This window comes from Paenibacillus sp. Dod16 (assembly GCF_049893405.1).
In the GTDB taxonomy this organism is placed as follows: domain Bacteria; phylum Bacillota; class Bacilli; order Paenibacillales; family Paenibacillaceae; genus Paenibacillus_AQ.
In genome coordinates, this window is the sequence record NZ_JBNDYG010000011.1 from 49,702 (window position 1) to 66,421 (window position 16,720).

Consider the following 16,720-nt stretch of genomic DNA (forward strand, 5'->3'; position numbering starts at 1 on the left):
CTATGTTTCTTCCAAGATTCGACATTCGGCTACCCTTTCCCTACCGCTTTCACGCATCTGCACTTTCCAGATGTCAGGAAAGGGGTTCAAAATCTGATCTGATGTCAAACCACCCATGAAAGGAAATGATGTCGTATTGTACCATCTGCCTGGAGTTACTTATGTTAAAAACATCACAAAAACGCTAATGACAAAAAAAGCTGCATCGACTCCTTCCAGCCGATGCAGCTTGCTTATGGGATTATAAATTAATGAATGCGGTACGCAATTTGGTGCTGTATTGAACGTCAAAACCAAGACCGGATGCAATCACCGCGAGCGGGACGTAGGTTTTATCTTCTTTTCCTACTTTTTGCAGGAATGCCGGCGTGTCGATCGGTACAGCCGTTCCGTTAACTTGAACGGTTTTGGCACCGATCTTCACTACCACCGTCTGATCTCCAAACGTAATCGTTGCACTGGACGTTTTATTTTCCCATGTGGTCGTCGCCCCCACTGCATCTACGATATCCTGTATCGCTACGTAATTCAGGTTATCGCGAAGGATCGGCTTATACGGCGTGTTCAGCTCCTGCCCCTTCACGATGATGCGCATCGGCTGCCCCTGTTCTTGAACAGCGGAATTCTTGTAGCTGCCCCAGATCGTCTCTGCGAACACACCGGCCATCGTCTCATATCCATATTGGTTCGGATGAATATCGTCTTTCAGGATATGGGTCATCGTCAGCTCGGAGCCCACGAACTTCTTCGCCACATGGGCTACCTTAATATTCACGCCCTGAGTGGCAAAACTGTCAGCTACGCCTTCCACCAGCTTCGTAAACTCTCCGGATGCTGCAAGCAGTTTAGCATATGCGACCTCGTCAGCGACTTTGGGAACCGGATTATACTGGTCCGCCACCACAATTGCGGCATCCGGATTGATGGCGTGCAAGTTGGTAATGACGGATGAGACATTATCGGTATAAATCTTGAACAGTTCCTGCATCTTTGTTTTCAACTGTTCATCGCTTAATGTTTCCACGGTACTGACCAGACTCATCATGTCATTGCCGCCGATAGTAATGGTAATCAGATCCGCACCCGCGATAATCGGCTTGGCTTTCGCTGCGTCAGCGCCAATCTGCTTCGTGCGTGGATCGATGCCGCTTAGCCCCGGCTGCAGCTCTTCCGCCGTAATTGCGCGTTCATCCAAGACGGCCTTGACGTAATGGTTCAGCCCATCGGTTTTCAGGCCGCCGATCCCCAGATTCGTTACCTCGGTCCGGCCGTGGAACAAACCTTGCTCATACAGCCGGTCAACAAAACCGTAAGGCTTGCTGTTCAGATCCATTCCCGGCTCATACCCAACGGTCAACGAGTCCCCCAGCGCCACAATATGATATGTATCCTTGCCTGCAACCTCATCGGCATAAGCCGGCGCAACGCTCGGTCCAACCAGTGCCACCGCGAGCGTCAAGGTGCCGGTTACTGCCGCCAGCCCCTTCTTCCATTGTTTGAACATGCCTTCACTCCCTCAACGTCAATATCTTAATACAGCCTTATTTTACCACCAGCAACCTGTGAATGGTACCGAAGTCAATCGGGACGATAAGGTTTCATGAGAAGATAAGCGAATAAATAGCCAAGAGATGCAGCTCCAAACCAAGCAAATATCCCAGGCGTGGCTGCCAGATACAGGCTTGGCAATATCGACCATCCAAAAGCAACCAGCAGCAGCAACCGGTAGGAATAAAGCACCCCGAGCATCGCCAAGCTGGCTGGAAGAAACAGCATAACGAACGTAGTTAAGGCTGGTTTCCAGCTGGTCTCATCGGAATAAGGGTTGAAAAAGATAAGGATGCACCATAGCAGCATGGAGGCTGCCCCGGATGCGCCTCCCAGAACATGACATATTTGAATCCGAACTCGCATGATCTCCCCCCAATGTGGTCAAGGTCAACCATAGTCACACCAACTTGAGCCAGCCTAGAACAGTGTGATCTTGGCCAGCCATCATAAAAAAATGGACAGCACGCTCTATGCTGTCCATTCCAGGTTCGGGTCTTTAACGAATAGAGATGTCCCGCTTCGTAAACATCCCATCCCTTAAAGCGCTATCAAGCTTCTTCACCTGAATCCTCAGGCTTATCCTTCTTAACTGCCTTATCCATATACTTGTCATATCGATCATCCACTTCCTTCGCCATGCTGCGGTATTTCTGCGTCTCTTCCACAATAGGATCGAGCTGCGTCTGAATCCGGATCTCGTATTTCGGAGAGAGAAGCCTGCGCTCCTCCTTCTCCCGATCCTTCTTCTGCATTTCACCGTCCGTTAACATCTCGCTGAGCTGGCGCTCCAAATCCTGATCCGACTTCTCATTCATCGTAAGCACACTCCTTTATCAAGCGGTTGTAAGTGACCTGCATTTCTCTGTCGCCCCTGGCCGTTTAGCGAACCAAAGCTTCACCGGCGTCTTTTAGTGTATCCAGAAAACGCTGATGAATCAGCCCGTTGGTTGCCGCCAAATGACGCACCGACAGATCATATGGCTTTCCTTCCGTATCGGTTACTTTACCGCCGGATTCCTGAACCAATAGTGCGCCTGCAGCAACATCCCAAGCGCTCAAGCCGTGCTCCCAGTATCCGCTGAGGCGGCCGGCAGCCACATAAGCAAGATGAAGCGCTGCGGAGCCGCCTGCTCTTACATTGCGGACCATCGGCAGCAGCGCCTGCAGCTCCGCCATATTCAGCGGCAGGTTGACCGTGCTGTCCAGCGGGAAGCCCGTGGCCAGCAAGCTGTCCGACAATTGATCTTCCTTGGAAACATAGGTAGGGTTGCCGTGAACGTAGGCCCCTTTTCCTTTTTCCGCAACAAACAACTCGTCCCGGGAAGGGTCGTAAATAACGCCGACAATGACTTCTCCATGATGAGCCAGTGCAATCGACACAGAGTAAAACGGAAATCCATGAACATAGTTCGTCGTTCCGTCCACAGGGTCAATAATCCAGAGATACTCTTCGTCCTTGGCGTCCTCGAGTGCCTTATTGTAGGCATCGCTACCCGGGGCAACCCCTTCTTCTCCGAGGATCGCATGATCCGGAAAGTGCGTCAAAATCAGCTTGCGGATCATCTGCTCCGCGCCTTTGTCCACCTCGGTTACGATATCCTGTGCCGAAGACTTGGTGCTCAACTGCTTGACGGTACCGAGTTTGCTCTTAATCCACTCTCCCGCTTTGGCGGCGCAATTAATCGCAACGGCGGTGTAGCTCTTACTGCTGACAACATAAGGAATCTTTTCATTCTCGTTCAAAGCATTCACTCTACTTTCTATATAAATCTAGTGATTTTTGACAATCCCTACATCCTATTCAGTCATGGCGGTAATCGAAAGGGCAACCACGCGAAAATTCCGCCTATTTCAATAAAAGTCCGTCCTATGCTGTGCACCTGAATGCTTGGCGAGAACGAACTTTTTTATCCGATGTCATGTGTTAAGGGGAATCTCTGTTTGGATACTTCCAACGTAACCCAAAATCCATCAACTTGCAAGTGTTAACAATCTCATCTTACCCGGTTAAGGGTTTACTTCGATGGAAGCACCGTCGAGAATGGTTACGCCCTCTTCCGTATAATCTCCCAAATCCTTCATCAGATCAAACAAGGCGCCGTCCTTCATCTTCGCTTCAATCATGACGTCCACCTTCGGCGTAGCCCCCGCAATATTCCGTAAAAACGCCAGCAATGGCACGACATCCACCCCATCCGCATGGCTGCGGATATCGGTAGGGCTCTTGGGACTGGATACGTGAATCTTGGGCGGGAGCGGCTGCGCCCGGTCCGAATCGGCCTGCGCAAGCGGCGTCTCCCAGGTGCGAAGGATATCCGGCCACAGCTCCCAGGGAGCCTCGCCATCGTTATTGACCCACTGGTGATGAATGTCCAGTACCATCGGCAGCCCGGTCTGCTTGCACACGGCCAACGTTTCCTGGGCGGTAAAGGTTTTATCGTCATTTTCAAGGGTCAGCCGTTCCTTGATGTGCGGCGCAAGCTCATGAAAATGTTCAACGAATCGAGCCGCTGCCGAAGGCTTGTCCCCATAAGCTCCTCCGATGTGGATGTTGTTCTTCATCGAAGCAGGCAGCTCCATCGCCTGCAGCATATGGACGTGCGACTCCAGATCACGGATCGAATTGGCCAGCACTTCGGGACGCGGCGTGCTCAGCACCGTGAAATGATCCGGATGAAAGGAGACCCGCATCCCGTGCTTTTTCACGAATTCCCCAATGGCCTGAAAGCCTTCCCGCAAAGCCGGGAACGGATTCCAATCCTGCATATCATGATGCGTGGCCAGCGGAATCAGCTTGGACGAGAAGCGGTACACCTTGATATCGTGAGCCGCATTATGCTTCAGAAGCCGAAGGGTATTATGTAGATTCTCATTCGCGATCCGCTCCAGTTTGTGTAAGCCGGCCTCACGGTCATTCAGCTTCATAAAACTCTTCATGGTCATCGTCTTGGAAGGAGAAGCATTCTGCACGACCGTGGACATGGCCACATAACCGAAACGGACAATCATGCATGATCTCCGAAGAACATTTCGTGAGCGAGCGCTGTTTGTACGCGTGCTTCCTCATCCGTCAATTTGCGGATCAGCTGCAGTTCGACCGAAGTGACCTCGCGGCCCTGGAAGTTAATCTCCGATACGCATGCAGTGATCAGGACGATGGCGACCGCCTGATTATCCGGCGTATAAGCAATAACCTTCTGTCCTGTCGGAAATACCCGGAGCCCGTCCTTCAGCATTTTACCGCGGCCGTATTCCAGCAGCTCATAGAGCTCCTGCTCACTCTTAAACTTACAAACGGAATTGAACTCGGTTTGAAATCCCATAATACGTATCTTCCTTTCATCCCATAATATTAGACTCAAGGGGAGCCGTATTAAATAGCGCGGACTCCCCCTGGTGTTTCATATCCTATTGTGACGGCTTACGCCTGGTTCTCATAAATCAGGGATTGCTTGCGGTTGTACCGCTCAAGACCCAGCTCGATCATCCGGTCAAGCAGCTCGCGGTAGGACACGCCCGTTTCCCGCCACAAGAGCGGGTACATGCTGAACGGCGTAAAGCCAGGCATCGTGTTCACTTCATTGATCAGAATCGCGCCGTCCGAACGGCGGACAAAGAAGTCGGCCCGAGTAATGCCGCCGCCTTCAATCGCTTTGAACGCGGTAATGGCGAGGTCGCGGAGACGATCAGCCGTGTCCGGTTCGATTTCGGCCGGAATTTGCATCTGTGATTGTCCATCCGTATATTTGGCCGCATAGTCGTAGTATTCACTGGAAGAGACAATTTCACCCGGAACGGATGCCATCGGCTCATCATTGCCGAGCACGCTGACCTCCACTTCGCGTGCATCCACGAACTCTTCTACGATGATCTTGTCATCGAACCGGAGCGCGGATTCGATCGCCGCCTTAAGCTGCTCCCGGTTCTTAGCCTTGGATATCCCGACGCTTGAACCCAGGTTAGCCGGCTTGACGAAGCTCGGGTATCCGAGTTTGTCCTCGATATCCTTCAGCACTTCATGCTGACTCCGCTCCCACTGGGTACGATTGAAATAACAGTACTCGCATTGCGGCAATCCCGCTTGGGCGAAGAGCTTCTTCATGACGACTTTATCCATCCCCGCTGCCGACGCAAGCACGCCGGTTCCCACATAAGGAATGTCCGCCATTTCGAACAGTCCCTGAATCGTTCCGTCCTCACCGAACGTCCCGTGAAGCAGCGGGAACATAATATCCACCGCCTGACTCTCTTGTCCATACAGTCTGCTGAATACGGCGTTCAGCGCGGTTTGCGTGCCTTCCCCTTCAGCCAGCTTCAATTCCTCGAGCTGGGCAAAAGGAGCCGACAGCTTGCTGCCGATTCTCCAGCTACCCTGCTTGGAAATATAAAACGGAACAATCTCATATTTATCAAAATCAAAAGCGTTCATGACCGCGAATGCCGTGGATAGCGACACCTCATGCTCGCCGGATTTCCCCCCGTATACTAAACCTACCGTCAATTTATCCTGTCCCATGTTAACCTCTCTCTTGTCCGTATTGCAGCACGACATGCTGTCATCTTAAAAATAATCGGGGATATGGTAAAACCGGTATTCGGTGTTATCATTCCAAGCGTAGGAATCCCGGTAGTCCCAATAGCGATGGCGGCTGGACACCGTATGTGCATTAACGAGCGGCATACCGCCCGCGTCAAACGCCGTCACGATGGTGCTGTGCTGAAACGCGCCGTCACCATCCCAGTCGTATACGATGACATCCCCCAGCATCAGCTGCTCGGGACGCTCCACCCGCTCGGCCCGCAGCCCCGAGGCACTGGCATTCAAATAATGCGCAAAGCTGTTTGATACCGCCCAGCTGTAGCTCCACCATTCCCGTTGGTTTACGTACCCCTTGTACCACCATCCCGTTTCTCTTTTACCAGTATAGTGGATTGGGGCTTTGCCTGCAAAGAGGCACTGGGAGATATAATTCGTGCAATCCACGTCAAATTCCTCAAACTCCGGATTCCCGGAATCCCACCAACGGTCGGCATATGCAGCTGCGGCTTCACGCTCGTAACGGCCGGACCGCGGGCTGCTGCCGGCGGCGTATACGCGTCCGTTCATAAATGGAGTCGACGGCTCTCTACCAGCCACATCCGGGCTTGCTGCCGGAGCATCGGCTCTTTGCAGGGGATGGCGTTCATCCTGCAGACGTTCGATGCCTACGATCAACCAGGCATCCCCGTCCCGGATCAGCGTCAGCCGCTCTTTAAAAACCGTATCCTCCCGGTGCGTCATCCCTCTTTTTTCATAATAAAATACGCTGTGAAGCCGCACGTCCGCGACCACATCATCCTCCGTCTCCCTCAGAATGCGCAGGAGGCGGGCACGAGTCTCGCTCTTAAGCGGCGTTGCCTCCCGCTGCGCATACCACGACTGCAGCCGAAACTGCCTTTCTCCTCTCTCTACCAGGAAATTCAGATCCGCTACAATCTGCTCTTTCAGGCCTGAAGAATAGTCCACGCGATTTTGGTTATATTGATTGACGTAAATATATAGAGCTTGCTTCCAAGGCTTCTCTGCTTGCTTCAGACTGTTCATCTACTCTCCTCCTCTAACCTTGCCTTTCACGCTGTTCCCTATCACAACTATATGAAGAAAATGTTCGGGCTATGTACTTCGGCCAAGAGAATACAGAAACACCGGGATCACAGCGACTGTATTCGGGTAAAAAACAGGCTTGTTTTCACCTTTTTGAAATACGTTTCTTCTATAAAAAATGCTTTACGCAGCGAGTTGAAAACGGTATACTTAAAGTAGTTAATTTATGAAATTAGGTTTCACCTAGTGAAACGAAAGAGGATTTATCTCAAACTGTCTTTATTCGATTTATGAAATGACTTAAGGAGGTTCATCAATGCCAGCAAAGGATCAATTCTCCATCTCCCGCAACCTAGAGGTGGGCGGTAAAAGTTACCGTTATTTCAGCCTGCAGGCTCTCGAAGAGCAAGGATACGGCAGTGTATCCAAGCTTCCTTTCTCCATTCGGGTGCTGCTGGAAGCAGCCGTGCGTCAATTCGACGGACGCGCAATTACCGAAGATCATGTAAAACTCTTGTCCAAGTGGAATGAAGGACGCGACAACAACAAGGAAATTCCGTTCATTCCTGCCCGTATCGTATTGCAGGACTTCACCGGTGTTCCGGTTGTCGTAGACCTTGCGGCTATGCGTGACACCGTTAAAAAATCCGGCGGCGACCCTAAACAGATCAACCCTCTCGTTCCGGTTGACCTCGTTATCGACCACTCCGTCATGGTTGACGCTTTTGGTACCGATCAAGCTCTGGAAACGAATATGAAGCTTGAATTTGAGCGTAACGAAGAGCGTTACCGCTTCCTCCGCTGGGCTCAAACGGCATTCAACAACTTCCGTGCAGTTCCTCCGGGAACGGGGATCGTTCACCAGGTTAACCTGGAATACCTTGCTTCCGTAGCGGCTACGAAGACGGTTGACGGCGAAACGCTGGTCTTCCCTGATTCCCTCGTAGGTACGGACTCCCATACAACCATGATCAACGGTCTTGGCGTTGTAGGCTGGGGCGTAGGCGGTATCGAGGCGGAAGCCGGCATGCTTGGCCAACCGCTGTATTTTGTAACACCAGAAGTTATCGGCTTCAAGCTGACGGGCAGCCTGGCGGAAGGCGCAACAGCGACCGACCTTGCCCTCACAGTAACCGAGCTTCTCCGCAAGAAAGGCGTTGTAGGCAAATTCGTAGAATTCTACGGTCCTGGTCTTGCTAACATCAGCCTGGCTGACCGCGCAACGGTTGCCAACATGGCTCCGGAATACGGCGCTACCATCGGCTTCTTCCCGGTTGATAGCGAAACCTTGGCTTATCTCCGGAATACGGGCCGTACCGATGAGCAGGTTGAGCTCGTGGAGAGCTACTATAAAGCGCAAAACATGTTCCGTACGGCAGATACGCCGGACCCTGAGTTCTCCGATGTGATCGAATTGGATCTCGCTTCGGTTGTACCGAGCTTGGCTGGACCGAAGCGTCCGCAAGACCGTATCGAGCTTACCAACATGAAACAGAACTTTAACGATATCATCCGTACGCCAATCGACAAAGGCGGATACGGCCTCAGCGATGAGAAAATTGCGGAAACCGTTAAAGTCAATCATAAAGACGGCTCTACCAGTGAAATGGGAACGGGTGCGGTTGTTATCGCAGCCATCACCAGCTGTACGAACACGTCCAACCCAAGCGTTATGCTCGGCGCAGGTCTCCTGGCGAAGAAAGCCGTTGAACGCGGCCTGACGAAGCCTGGCTATGTGAAGAGCAGCTTGACCCCAGGTTCCCTTGTCGTAACCGACTACCTCGAGAAGTCCGGTCTCTTGCACTACCTTGAAGCTCTCGGCTTCTATGTTGCAGGCTATGGCTGCGCAACTTGTATCGGTAACTCCGGTCCATTGCCGGATGAAGTGAGCGAAGCGATTGCCGACAACGACATGACGGTAGCCGCCGTATTGTCGGGTAACCGTAACTTTGAAGGCCGCGTGCATGCTCAAGTCAAAGCCAACTACCTGGCTTCGCCGCCATTGGTTGTTGCTTACGCTCTGGCAGGCACAGTGAACATCGACCTGCAGAACGAACCGATCGGCTACGATCCGAACAATGAGCCTGTCTATCTGAAAGACATCTGGCCAACGAGTGCGGAAATCCGTGAAGCGATCGGTCAAGCCGTTAGCCCTGACGCTTTCCGTGAGAAGTACGAGAATGTGTTTACCGCCAATGAGCGTTGGAACAAGATTCCTGTTCCTGAAGGCGAGCTGTACGAGTGGGACGATCAATCCACTTACATCCAGAACCCGCCATTCTTTGAAGGCCTGGGCAACGGCCTGAACGACATCCAGGACATCAAGGAAGCGCGCGTGCTTGCTCTCTTGGGCGATTCCGTTACAACGGACCATATCTCCCCAGCGGGTAACATTGCAACGAACAGCCCGGCCGGTAAATATCTGAGTGACCGCAACGTTGAACGCAAAGACTTCAACTCCTACGGCTCCCGCCGTGGTAACCACGAAGTCATGATGCGCGGTACCTTCGCTAACATCCGGATCCGTAACCAGGTAGCTCCAGGCACGGAAGGCGGCGTTACGACTTACCTGCCAACGGAAGAAGTGATGTCCATCTATGATGCTTCGATGAATTATCAAGCAGGCGGACAGAACCTCGTCGTTATCGCCGGTAAAGAATACGGTACAGGAAGCTCCCGTGACTGGGCGGCAAAAGGTACGTATCTCCTCGGCGTCAAAGCCGTGCTGGCTGAAAGCTTCGAGCGTATTCACCGCTCCAACCTTGTAGGCATGGGCGTTCTTCCGCTCCAGTTCCAGGAAGGTCATGGCTGGAAGAGCCTTGGTCTGAACGGCCGCGAGACATTCGATATCCTGGGCCTCAGCAACGATGTGAAGCCAGGCCAGGAATTGACCGTTGTCGTTACGCGTGAAGACGGAACCCAATTCGAGTTCCAAGCTATCGCCCGCCTCGACAGCATGGTGGACGTGGACTACTACCATAATGGAGGTATCCTCCAAACGGTACTGCGTCAAATGATCGCATCGAACCAATAAGACACACCCTACAGGCGCTTTAGCCTTAGGAACAAATCCCCATCATCCGCTTATGGATGATGGGGATTTTGTTATTTTTCGGTACTTTTTTCCTGAATATTGGATTTTCCGTTTCGGATGACGCCAATAAGGTTAATTGGTAAAAAAGCATTTCCGGAAAATCCATCCCAGGAGGAAAGTACCTATGATCAAAATACATACGTTAGCTTCGTTCCAATATCAATACCAACGGCCGCAGCCGGTGGCAGCGCCTAAGAAGGACGAAACGACGGATAAAGCCCTCACCTTTCAAGAGATCCTTAATCAGAAAATGAAGGAAAAGAACACGAAGCTGACTTAAGCTGGCCTTGCCTGTTACATAGCGATGCCGTCACGGCAAAAAGGACCGTTCCTACGATCACCAAGATCATGGGTAAGGTCTTTTTGCTCGTTATCGAACGCTCGTTCCCCGCATAAAAAATGACCAGGCAGCTGTATCACATGGGGCCGCCCGGTCATTCAATAACTTATAGTGATGCTGTCCGCACTCTCGCAATAGAATGAATTAAATCATCATTCCCATTTCCCGTGCCGCCTCCATCAGGATTGGCGCATGTTCGCGAAGCGTTTCCGCTGACAGGCGGGTGACTGGCCCTGACATCGACAGTGCTGCCGCCACTTGACCATTCCGGTCAAAGATGGGTACCGATACCGCAGCGGCTCCAGGCTCGCGCTCTTCGATGCTGATCGCGTATCCCTTCTCCAGTATTTCGGCCAGCTGCTGCCGGTAAACGATCCGGTCGACAGATTTCGGCCAATCCGGCGCATTCAGCAGCTCCTCCTGATCGGCCGGTGGCGCAAAGGCCACCAGTACCTTGCTGGATGCGCCAACCGACAACGGAAGTCGCACTCCGACCTGGGCGACCCGCCGAATGCCCTGGTTGCTCTGAACCGCTTGAATCCGAAGACGATCCGAACCGTCTCTTAAATACAAGCTCACCGTTTCCCCAAGCTGATCCCGTAAGGCCTCCATCGCGGGCAGAAGGCGAATCGCCGGGTCGTCGCTTTGAGACAGATGCATGGACAGCTCCCATATCTTCAAGCCGAGCCGATATTTCTCCGTCTCTTTGTTACGCACAACGAATCCTTTGTCTTCCAGCGTTGTTAGCAGCCGATGAACGGTACTTTTATGTAATCCGATAAGGGTAGAAATCTCTGTGAGGGCAAGTTCACTGTCTTTCGTAAAACACATCAATATATCAAGCGCCCGCTCTACAGCACGCACCGTCAATTTACGGTCTTCCATCCCGACCAGCTCCTCTCCTGTTTCATTCTATGAAACCTGGTTACAAGAATTATATGAGAATTCTTCTCAAAAGTAAACCATCGAGACAGGGACTTTACAGTTGTCTTACAATCTATGGATTTGCATTGACTTTATAGGCATCCGGGCATACGATTATTATAATTTCAACTCTTTCATGTTAACGAAACAAATCCAGACTATATGGTAAGGAGGGGCCACTTATGAGCACAACGACTGGTAGTAATGCCCCACTCTCCCAATTAAATGACACGCCAGCCGAGCTGTCGACAGGCTTGGTTCGTTTAAAGCATATTATATTAGCGTTGTTATTATCTGTCGTTTTTTTCCTTGTTTTCTGTTTTATTGCGCTTCATGCCTATATTGCATGGGTTTTGTCGAATCCGACGGTTGCTCCGCTCTACTCCAATCCCAAGCTTGCTAAAGATATGAATTACGAGAATATCACGTTCCACTCCATTGACGGCAAACGAAATATAAATGGATGGTATATCCCGGCCGAGAACTCCTCCAAAACCATCGTGCTCAGCCACGGATACGGCGCTAACCGGGAGGAAACCTGGGTACCGATGTACGATATCGCCCATTACGCGCACAACATGAATTTTAATGTGCTGATGTTTGATTACGGTTTTGCCTCACAGACCAGCAAGGAAGTGGCAACCGGGGGCAAGGAAGAGAAACGCCAGCTTCTCGGGGCCATTGAACATGTGAAGCAGCGCGGCGCTAAGCAAATTGTCGTCTGGGGCTTCTCCATGGGTGCCGGTACGGCGCTGCAGGCAGGGCTTGAGACCAAGGATGTAGATGCCATGATTCTGGACAGCGCCTTTTTATTGGAGCCGGACACGCTTTACCACAACATTCACAACCAGATCAATCTTCCTCGTCATCCGTCCCTGGAGATTCTGGAGCTGCTCTTCCCGGTGCTCAATGGCACCAGCCTGGATCAGATCCCGTACAATGAGGTGAAGAAGCACGATTATCCGTTCCCGACCTTGTTCATTCACGGAACGAAAGACGACAAGGCACCTTACCCGATCGCCGAGAAGATTGCTTCCAACCAAACCCATACGGATTCGGATTCCTGGATTGTAGAGGATGCGCATCATGAGCTTATCTTCCGTGAGCACCCTAAAGAATATCTGCGCAGAGTATCCACCTTTCTAGGAAAACTCGAAACACCGGATGAATCCTGATGCTTTATTGATCATACGATCCACTTCCCCCTGCTGCTTTGATGCGGCGGGGGTATTTTTATTTCCCCCTCATAATACAGGCCGTCACGTGAATATAGTGTGTTTAGTGAACCTGATACTGGAGGGAATGGACATGTTATTTATTTACGGAGCGAGGCTCCCGGTACGATTACTCGAAGAGATCCGCTATTGGAAACATCAGGAAAGGAAGCATACTGGCCTTATCAAAGCCGTTGTGCCGGAGCTGGAGCCGGACTATGTCAAAATGCTGGATCAATGGGCCGTGGTGTTCTCCGACACGGAAAAAGCAGCAGACGAACTTCTGCGCCACATTCTTCGTTATGACGGGCCTCCTTCGCCGCAGGTGCTGGCTCAGGTCGAACAGCTGCTGCGCGCTTCCTGCGAGCAATCCAGAGAGTTCATCCGCCAACTGCATGGCTTGAAGGAGCATAGTGAGGCTGTTCGGAAAGTGCCGCTCGCCAGCACGGTGCTGCACCATGTGATTCGGGAGTCCGAATACTTCCTGAACGCGCTGGAGACGCTCAACTCCGCTGGAGCGCTGGAGAGATTTATGGATGTGGAGATGCCGGTGCAATCCATGACGCTTCACGAGGCCTCCTCCCCACCGCCATCTCGCTCTGAGGCTGATCTGTCCATTCAAGGCATGGGAGACAGCGGCAAGGCCGTACCGATTGGTGGACATCGCCTTCCTCCGCTGCCTTACGCATATAATGCGCTGGAGCCTCATATCGACGAGAAAACCATGCGGATTCATCACGATATCCATCACCAAAGCTACGTCGACGGTTTAAACAAAGCGGAGAAAAAACTGGAGGCGGCCAGAAAAAGCGGCGATTTCGAGCTGGTGAAGCATTGGGAACGCGAGCTGGCTTTTCACGGTGCCGGCCACTATTTGCACACGATCTTCTGGGACATTATGAACCCGCAGGGTGGTGGCGAACCGGGCGGGGAGCTTGCCCAGCAGATCAAGAAGGATTTCGGAAGCTTCGATCGCTTTAAAAAGCACTTCTCCGAAGCTGCAGACAAAGTGGAAGGCGGCGGCTGGGCGATCCTCGTCTGGAGTCCGCGCAGCCATCGACTGGAAATTCTGCAAGCCGAGAAGCATCAGAACCTCTCCCAGTGGGACGTCGTACCTCTTCTGGCACTGGATGTATGGGAGCACGCCTACTACCTCAAACATCAAAGTAAACGCAAGGATTACATCAAGGATTGGTGGAACGTGGTCTACTGGCCAGCGGTTGCGGAGCGCTTCAAGCATGCCAGTGAGCTGAAATGGAAGCCTTTTTAATTTAAAGCCTTGCTGGGTTGCTTCACATTGGTTAATATTGGGTATGATGTCTATAGCCCTCCTTACTTCATTATGGAGCTTAAGGAGGGCTTATCCTTATTCAAAGGGGTGATTCTCTGTACACTGGAGCACATTGGATAAAGGGGTCGGGATTGCTTACCTTACTCATCCTTTTTTTTGTATCCGTAGGATGCGGCCATCCGTCTTCCATCAACAATGACAATCGCCATGGCAATGAATCCATCGTTGCAGCAAGCAATGCTGCGATTCAATACTTTAAGGAAACGTACGATCTGGAGGTCCAAATAACGAGCCAAAATAAATTACCTACATATGTCGCCGATGAAATTGATGTTGGAGGTTTTGTCATAGGGCATCCCGATCAGACTTTCAATTTATCTGTAAACTACAAGACCCTTGAAACCGGGCACTTGGTCATGAGTCCAGAATTGGACAAGATTATTAAAACTAAGGAATAACCCGAGTTGTTAGGTCTTTTTTACTACATATCTGGTTATTTATTCGGTTGAACGCTACCATATGCTGGATTATGATATGACAGTAAGCTTGGTGCGCCACTTCTACATTGCCTAAGGCGAAACGAAGAGAAACGCTGCGTTCCAAACTAGTACTGCAAGATTCAGCATGCCTGTAAGAGCAGAACATCACCACTGAAGGGATGGGTCAGTGTGAACAGTAGGTTCAAATCACGTGTTTTCATTTTTGCTTTTGTGCTTATCATTTTAATTGTTGGAGGATGCCAGCCAGTGAACAATAACCAAGCCAATACAGACGACAGCTCGGACGAAGTCATAACGAAGGCTAAGACCACAGCCGTTGAGCATTTTAAAGAGAAATACAACTTGGATGTCGAGATTACCAAAGAAGAGATGATGCCTTCTATTGTAGCGGACAAGGTCAACCTTGAAGGGTTTGTAGTAGATCATCCGGAACAAACCTTTAAAATATCCGTTGATTTCAACACAGGCGAGACATCTAATTTCGTAATGAACCCGGAGCTCAGAAAAGCGATTAAGGGCGAGTGATGGGTTGTGCTGCCTTTTGGCTGTAACTAAAGGTTCTGATCCTGCTGAGTCATGTTAAGGAGGGAGTATATTTGAGTTCACCGCAAGTGGATGACGAGACGTACCGATTGATGTCAGAAGCGGCTTATCTCGATCTGAAAAAAGAAGATACCGTTGAGGACTTGCCTGGGTGGGAAGTCCTTGAGGACTATAAGAGCAACAGCATATCAGGCTTTGATGCGGTAACTTTTTACAACAAGGAAACGAATCAGGCCGTTATCGCTTACCGGGGCACCGAGGCAGGGAAAGACTTATCCCATGCTCTCCCCGATTATTTGGCCGATGCGGACATTGGTATTGAAGAGATCAAAAGAAAAATCCCGGAATTTCGGCCACCTTGGGCGGACCATGTAGACAAAGTCAAAGAAGCCACGGGGATTAACGATGTCACGGATTGGTTCGGTGAACAATCGCGGCAGATCGATAAAAAAACGGATATATTGGGAACCAACCAGTTGTATCAAGCCGAGGATTATGCGCTGGAAATGAAGGAGAAATACAAGGGTGTTGATTTCACCCTCACGGGTCACTCCCTAGGGGGAGCCAACGCGCAATATGCTGCCGCCTATACGGGCATGTCGGCTGTCACCTTCAGTGCTCCGTCGGTCATCGGTAGCCTCTCCCCTGAAGCCAGAAGAAAGGCAGAGAACGGGGAATTCGATTCCCAAATCATTAATTTCGCCCATCCAGGCGACATTATTGCCAGCGGCGCGCTCGGCGGCTTCGATGGCCATGTCGGTTCTACCTATTACATAGACTCCAGTTATAAAGACGCCAATGACGGCCTCAGTATAAAAGAAAAAATTGATAATACACTGGGCGGCCCCAATTATCATCAGCTTGACCGCTATCGATTCGAGGATGGCTACATTTCGAACCGTCTTTATGACGGCTCTACCGATAAAGCCGTCGATTCGCCCAGAATCCCTTCTCACGGCAATCTCTTGTTTGGTCTTGGCGGACCGCTGAGCAATTTGGGCTTAGGTTTGGGCGGCTCGCTGGGAGCCCTGGGCGGCTCCGCAGGAGGCTCCTCCGGTACCATCCAGGTAACCCCTGCCGAGCTGCGAAGCGTAGCCGAGAAATGGAGAGCACACGCCCATCAAAGGGATGCCGAAATCCAAGGAATCCGGCAGCGTCTCTCCAAATACATGTTCTCCAGCCACAGCAGACGTCTGCAGCCGATTGTCCAGCAGCTGGATACATCCATCATGTCGATGAGTCAATGGCATCTGCAGCATACCACCGACATCGTTCAGTATATTAAATTCAAAGCGGATTTATTTGAACGAACAGACAACAGCGGGTAAACATCAATACGAAAACTACCGGGAGGGATGGAGATGAGTCGAGAGATTCTGCTGGAGCTGGATGATTTGCTTCAGGCCGAACGCGAGCTGTCAGGACTGCTGGCAGCCATTCGGGCCGACGAACAGGAGGCACGGGTCATGTACGCCCGTCTGCAGGATTGGAAGGGACAATCCGCCAATGTGCTGCGCGATCAGATTGAAACCTTCTTCATGGAGATGTCCCGCCGCATCCGGGATATCGAGGAGCAAAAACAAGCACTCATCCAATATGTGCAGTATATGAAACAAGTGGATGGGGCCTCTTAAGAAGCCCTTGCCTTGCATCGATTAACATATGAGCTCACATTCGTT

The 16,720-nt window shown here is 51.2% G+C and carries 17 protein-coding genes; 8 read left to right on the plus strand and 9 right to left on the minus strand.

Features of this window, described 5'->3' with window-relative positions:
- Positions 1-241: 241 nt before the first annotated feature.
- The 8 genes from ACPV3A_RS10955 to ACPV3A_RS10990 all read right to left on the minus strand — a co-directional run bounded on the left by ACPV3A_RS10955 (position 242) and on the right by ACPV3A_RS10990 (position 7,135).
- Positions 242-1,504 carry a stalk domain-containing protein gene (locus ACPV3A_RS10955; protein ID WP_426199544.1) on the minus strand — a complete coding sequence of 421 codons (1,263 nt, stop codon included), beginning with the start codon at positions 1,502-1,504 and terminating at the stop codon, positions 242-244.
- 74 nt (positions 1,505-1,578) lie between these two features.
- Complete coding sequence (locus tag ACPV3A_RS10960) at positions 1,579-1,914, minus strand: hypothetical protein (RefSeq protein ID WP_426199546.1); 336 nt, start codon at positions 1,912-1,914, stop codon at positions 1,579-1,581.
- 185 nt (positions 1,915-2,099) lie between these two features.
- Positions 2,100-2,366 carry a hypothetical protein gene (locus ACPV3A_RS10965; RefSeq protein ID WP_071220868.1) on the minus strand — a complete coding sequence of 89 codons (267 nt, stop codon included), beginning with the start codon at positions 2,364-2,366 and terminating at the stop codon, positions 2,100-2,102.
- A 64-nt stretch (positions 2,367-2,430) separates the two neighbouring features.
- Positions 2,431-3,294, minus strand: coding sequence for an inositol monophosphatase family protein (locus ACPV3A_RS10970; RefSeq protein WP_411829542.1), 864 nt, complete (start codon positions 3,292-3,294; stop codon positions 2,431-2,433).
- Positions 3,295-3,558: 264 nt separating this feature from the next.
- Positions 3,559-4,560 (minus strand): UV DNA damage repair endonuclease UvsE, encoded by a 1,002-nt coding sequence (gene uvsE / locus ACPV3A_RS10975; RefSeq protein ID WP_426199549.1) that lies wholly within the window; start codon positions 4,558-4,560, stop codon positions 3,559-3,561.
- Complete coding sequence (locus ACPV3A_RS10980) at positions 4,557-4,874, minus strand: hypothetical protein (protein ID WP_006208215.1); 318 nt, start codon at positions 4,872-4,874, stop codon at positions 4,557-4,559. Before ACPV3A_RS10980 ends, uvsE begins: the two co-directional genes overlap by 4 nt.
- 98 nt (positions 4,875-4,972) lie before the next feature.
- Positions 4,973-6,067, minus strand: a complete 1,095-nt coding sequence (locus ACPV3A_RS10985; RefSeq protein ID WP_071220871.1) for a D-alanine--D-alanine ligase — start codon at positions 6,065-6,067, stop codon at positions 4,973-4,975.
- Between the two features lie 45 nt (positions 6,068-6,112).
- The gene (locus tag ACPV3A_RS10990; RefSeq protein WP_426199552.1) at positions 6,113-7,135 is read right to left on the minus strand and encodes an amidase domain-containing protein; all 1,023 of its coding nucleotides are present in this window, start codon (positions 7,133-7,135) and stop codon (positions 6,113-6,115) included.
- A gap of 316 nt (positions 7,136-7,451) precedes the next feature.
- Here ACPV3A_RS10990 and acnA point away from each other — a divergent pair, with 316 nt between their 5' ends.
- Positions 7,452-10,169 carry an aconitate hydratase AcnA gene (gene acnA / locus ACPV3A_RS10995; protein ID WP_216532530.1) on the plus strand — a complete coding sequence of 906 codons (2,718 nt, stop codon included), beginning with the start codon at positions 7,452-7,454 and terminating at the stop codon, positions 10,167-10,169.
- Between the two features lie 184 nt (positions 10,170-10,353).
- Positions 10,354-10,509, plus strand: a complete 156-nt coding sequence (locus ACPV3A_RS11000) for a hypothetical protein (RefSeq protein ID WP_194540911.1) — start codon at positions 10,354-10,356, stop codon at positions 10,507-10,509.
- A 204-nt stretch (positions 10,510-10,713) separates the two neighbouring features.
- Here ACPV3A_RS11000 and ACPV3A_RS11005 read toward each other — a convergent pair whose 3' ends face one another.
- Positions 10,714-11,454, minus strand: a complete 741-nt coding sequence (locus ACPV3A_RS11005; RefSeq protein WP_426199554.1) for an IclR family transcriptional regulator — start codon at positions 11,452-11,454, stop codon at positions 10,714-10,716.
- A gap of 221 nt (positions 11,455-11,675) precedes the next feature.
- Between ACPV3A_RS11005 and ACPV3A_RS11010 the strand changes: the two genes are divergently transcribed.
- The 6 genes from ACPV3A_RS11010 (at position 11,676) to ACPV3A_RS11035 (ending at position 16,675) form a co-directional block, all read left to right on the plus strand.
- Positions 11,676-12,668 (plus strand): alpha/beta fold hydrolase, encoded by a 993-nt coding sequence (locus ACPV3A_RS11010; RefSeq protein ID WP_194540909.1) that lies wholly within the window; start codon positions 11,676-11,678, stop codon positions 12,666-12,668.
- A gap of 133 nt (positions 12,669-12,801) precedes the next feature.
- On the plus strand, positions 12,802-13,977 hold the full coding sequence (locus ACPV3A_RS11015) for a Fe-Mn family superoxide dismutase (RefSeq protein ID WP_426199557.1): 1,176 nt from the start codon (positions 12,802-12,804) through the stop codon (positions 13,975-13,977).
- A gap of 152 nt (positions 13,978-14,129) precedes the next feature.
- Positions 14,130-14,456: a hypothetical protein gene (locus tag ACPV3A_RS11020; protein ID WP_426199559.1), complete on the plus strand. Its 327-nt coding sequence runs from the start codon at positions 14,130-14,132 to the stop codon at positions 14,454-14,456.
- A 288-nt stretch (positions 14,457-14,744) separates the two neighbouring features.
- A complete protein-coding gene (locus ACPV3A_RS11025; protein ID WP_071220877.1) occupies positions 14,745-15,023 on the plus strand; it encodes a hypothetical protein in 279 nt (92 codons plus the stop codon).
- A 71-nt stretch (positions 15,024-15,094) separates the two neighbouring features.
- Entirely contained in the window at positions 15,095-16,369 is a 1,275-nt protein-coding gene (locus ACPV3A_RS11030; RefSeq protein WP_426199561.1) for a lipase family protein, read from the plus strand.
- A gap of 33 nt (positions 16,370-16,402) precedes the next feature.
- Positions 16,403-16,675, plus strand: a complete 273-nt coding sequence (locus ACPV3A_RS11035) for a hypothetical protein (protein WP_194540905.1) — start codon at positions 16,403-16,405, stop codon at positions 16,673-16,675.
- Positions 16,676-16,720: the final 45 nt, after the last annotated feature.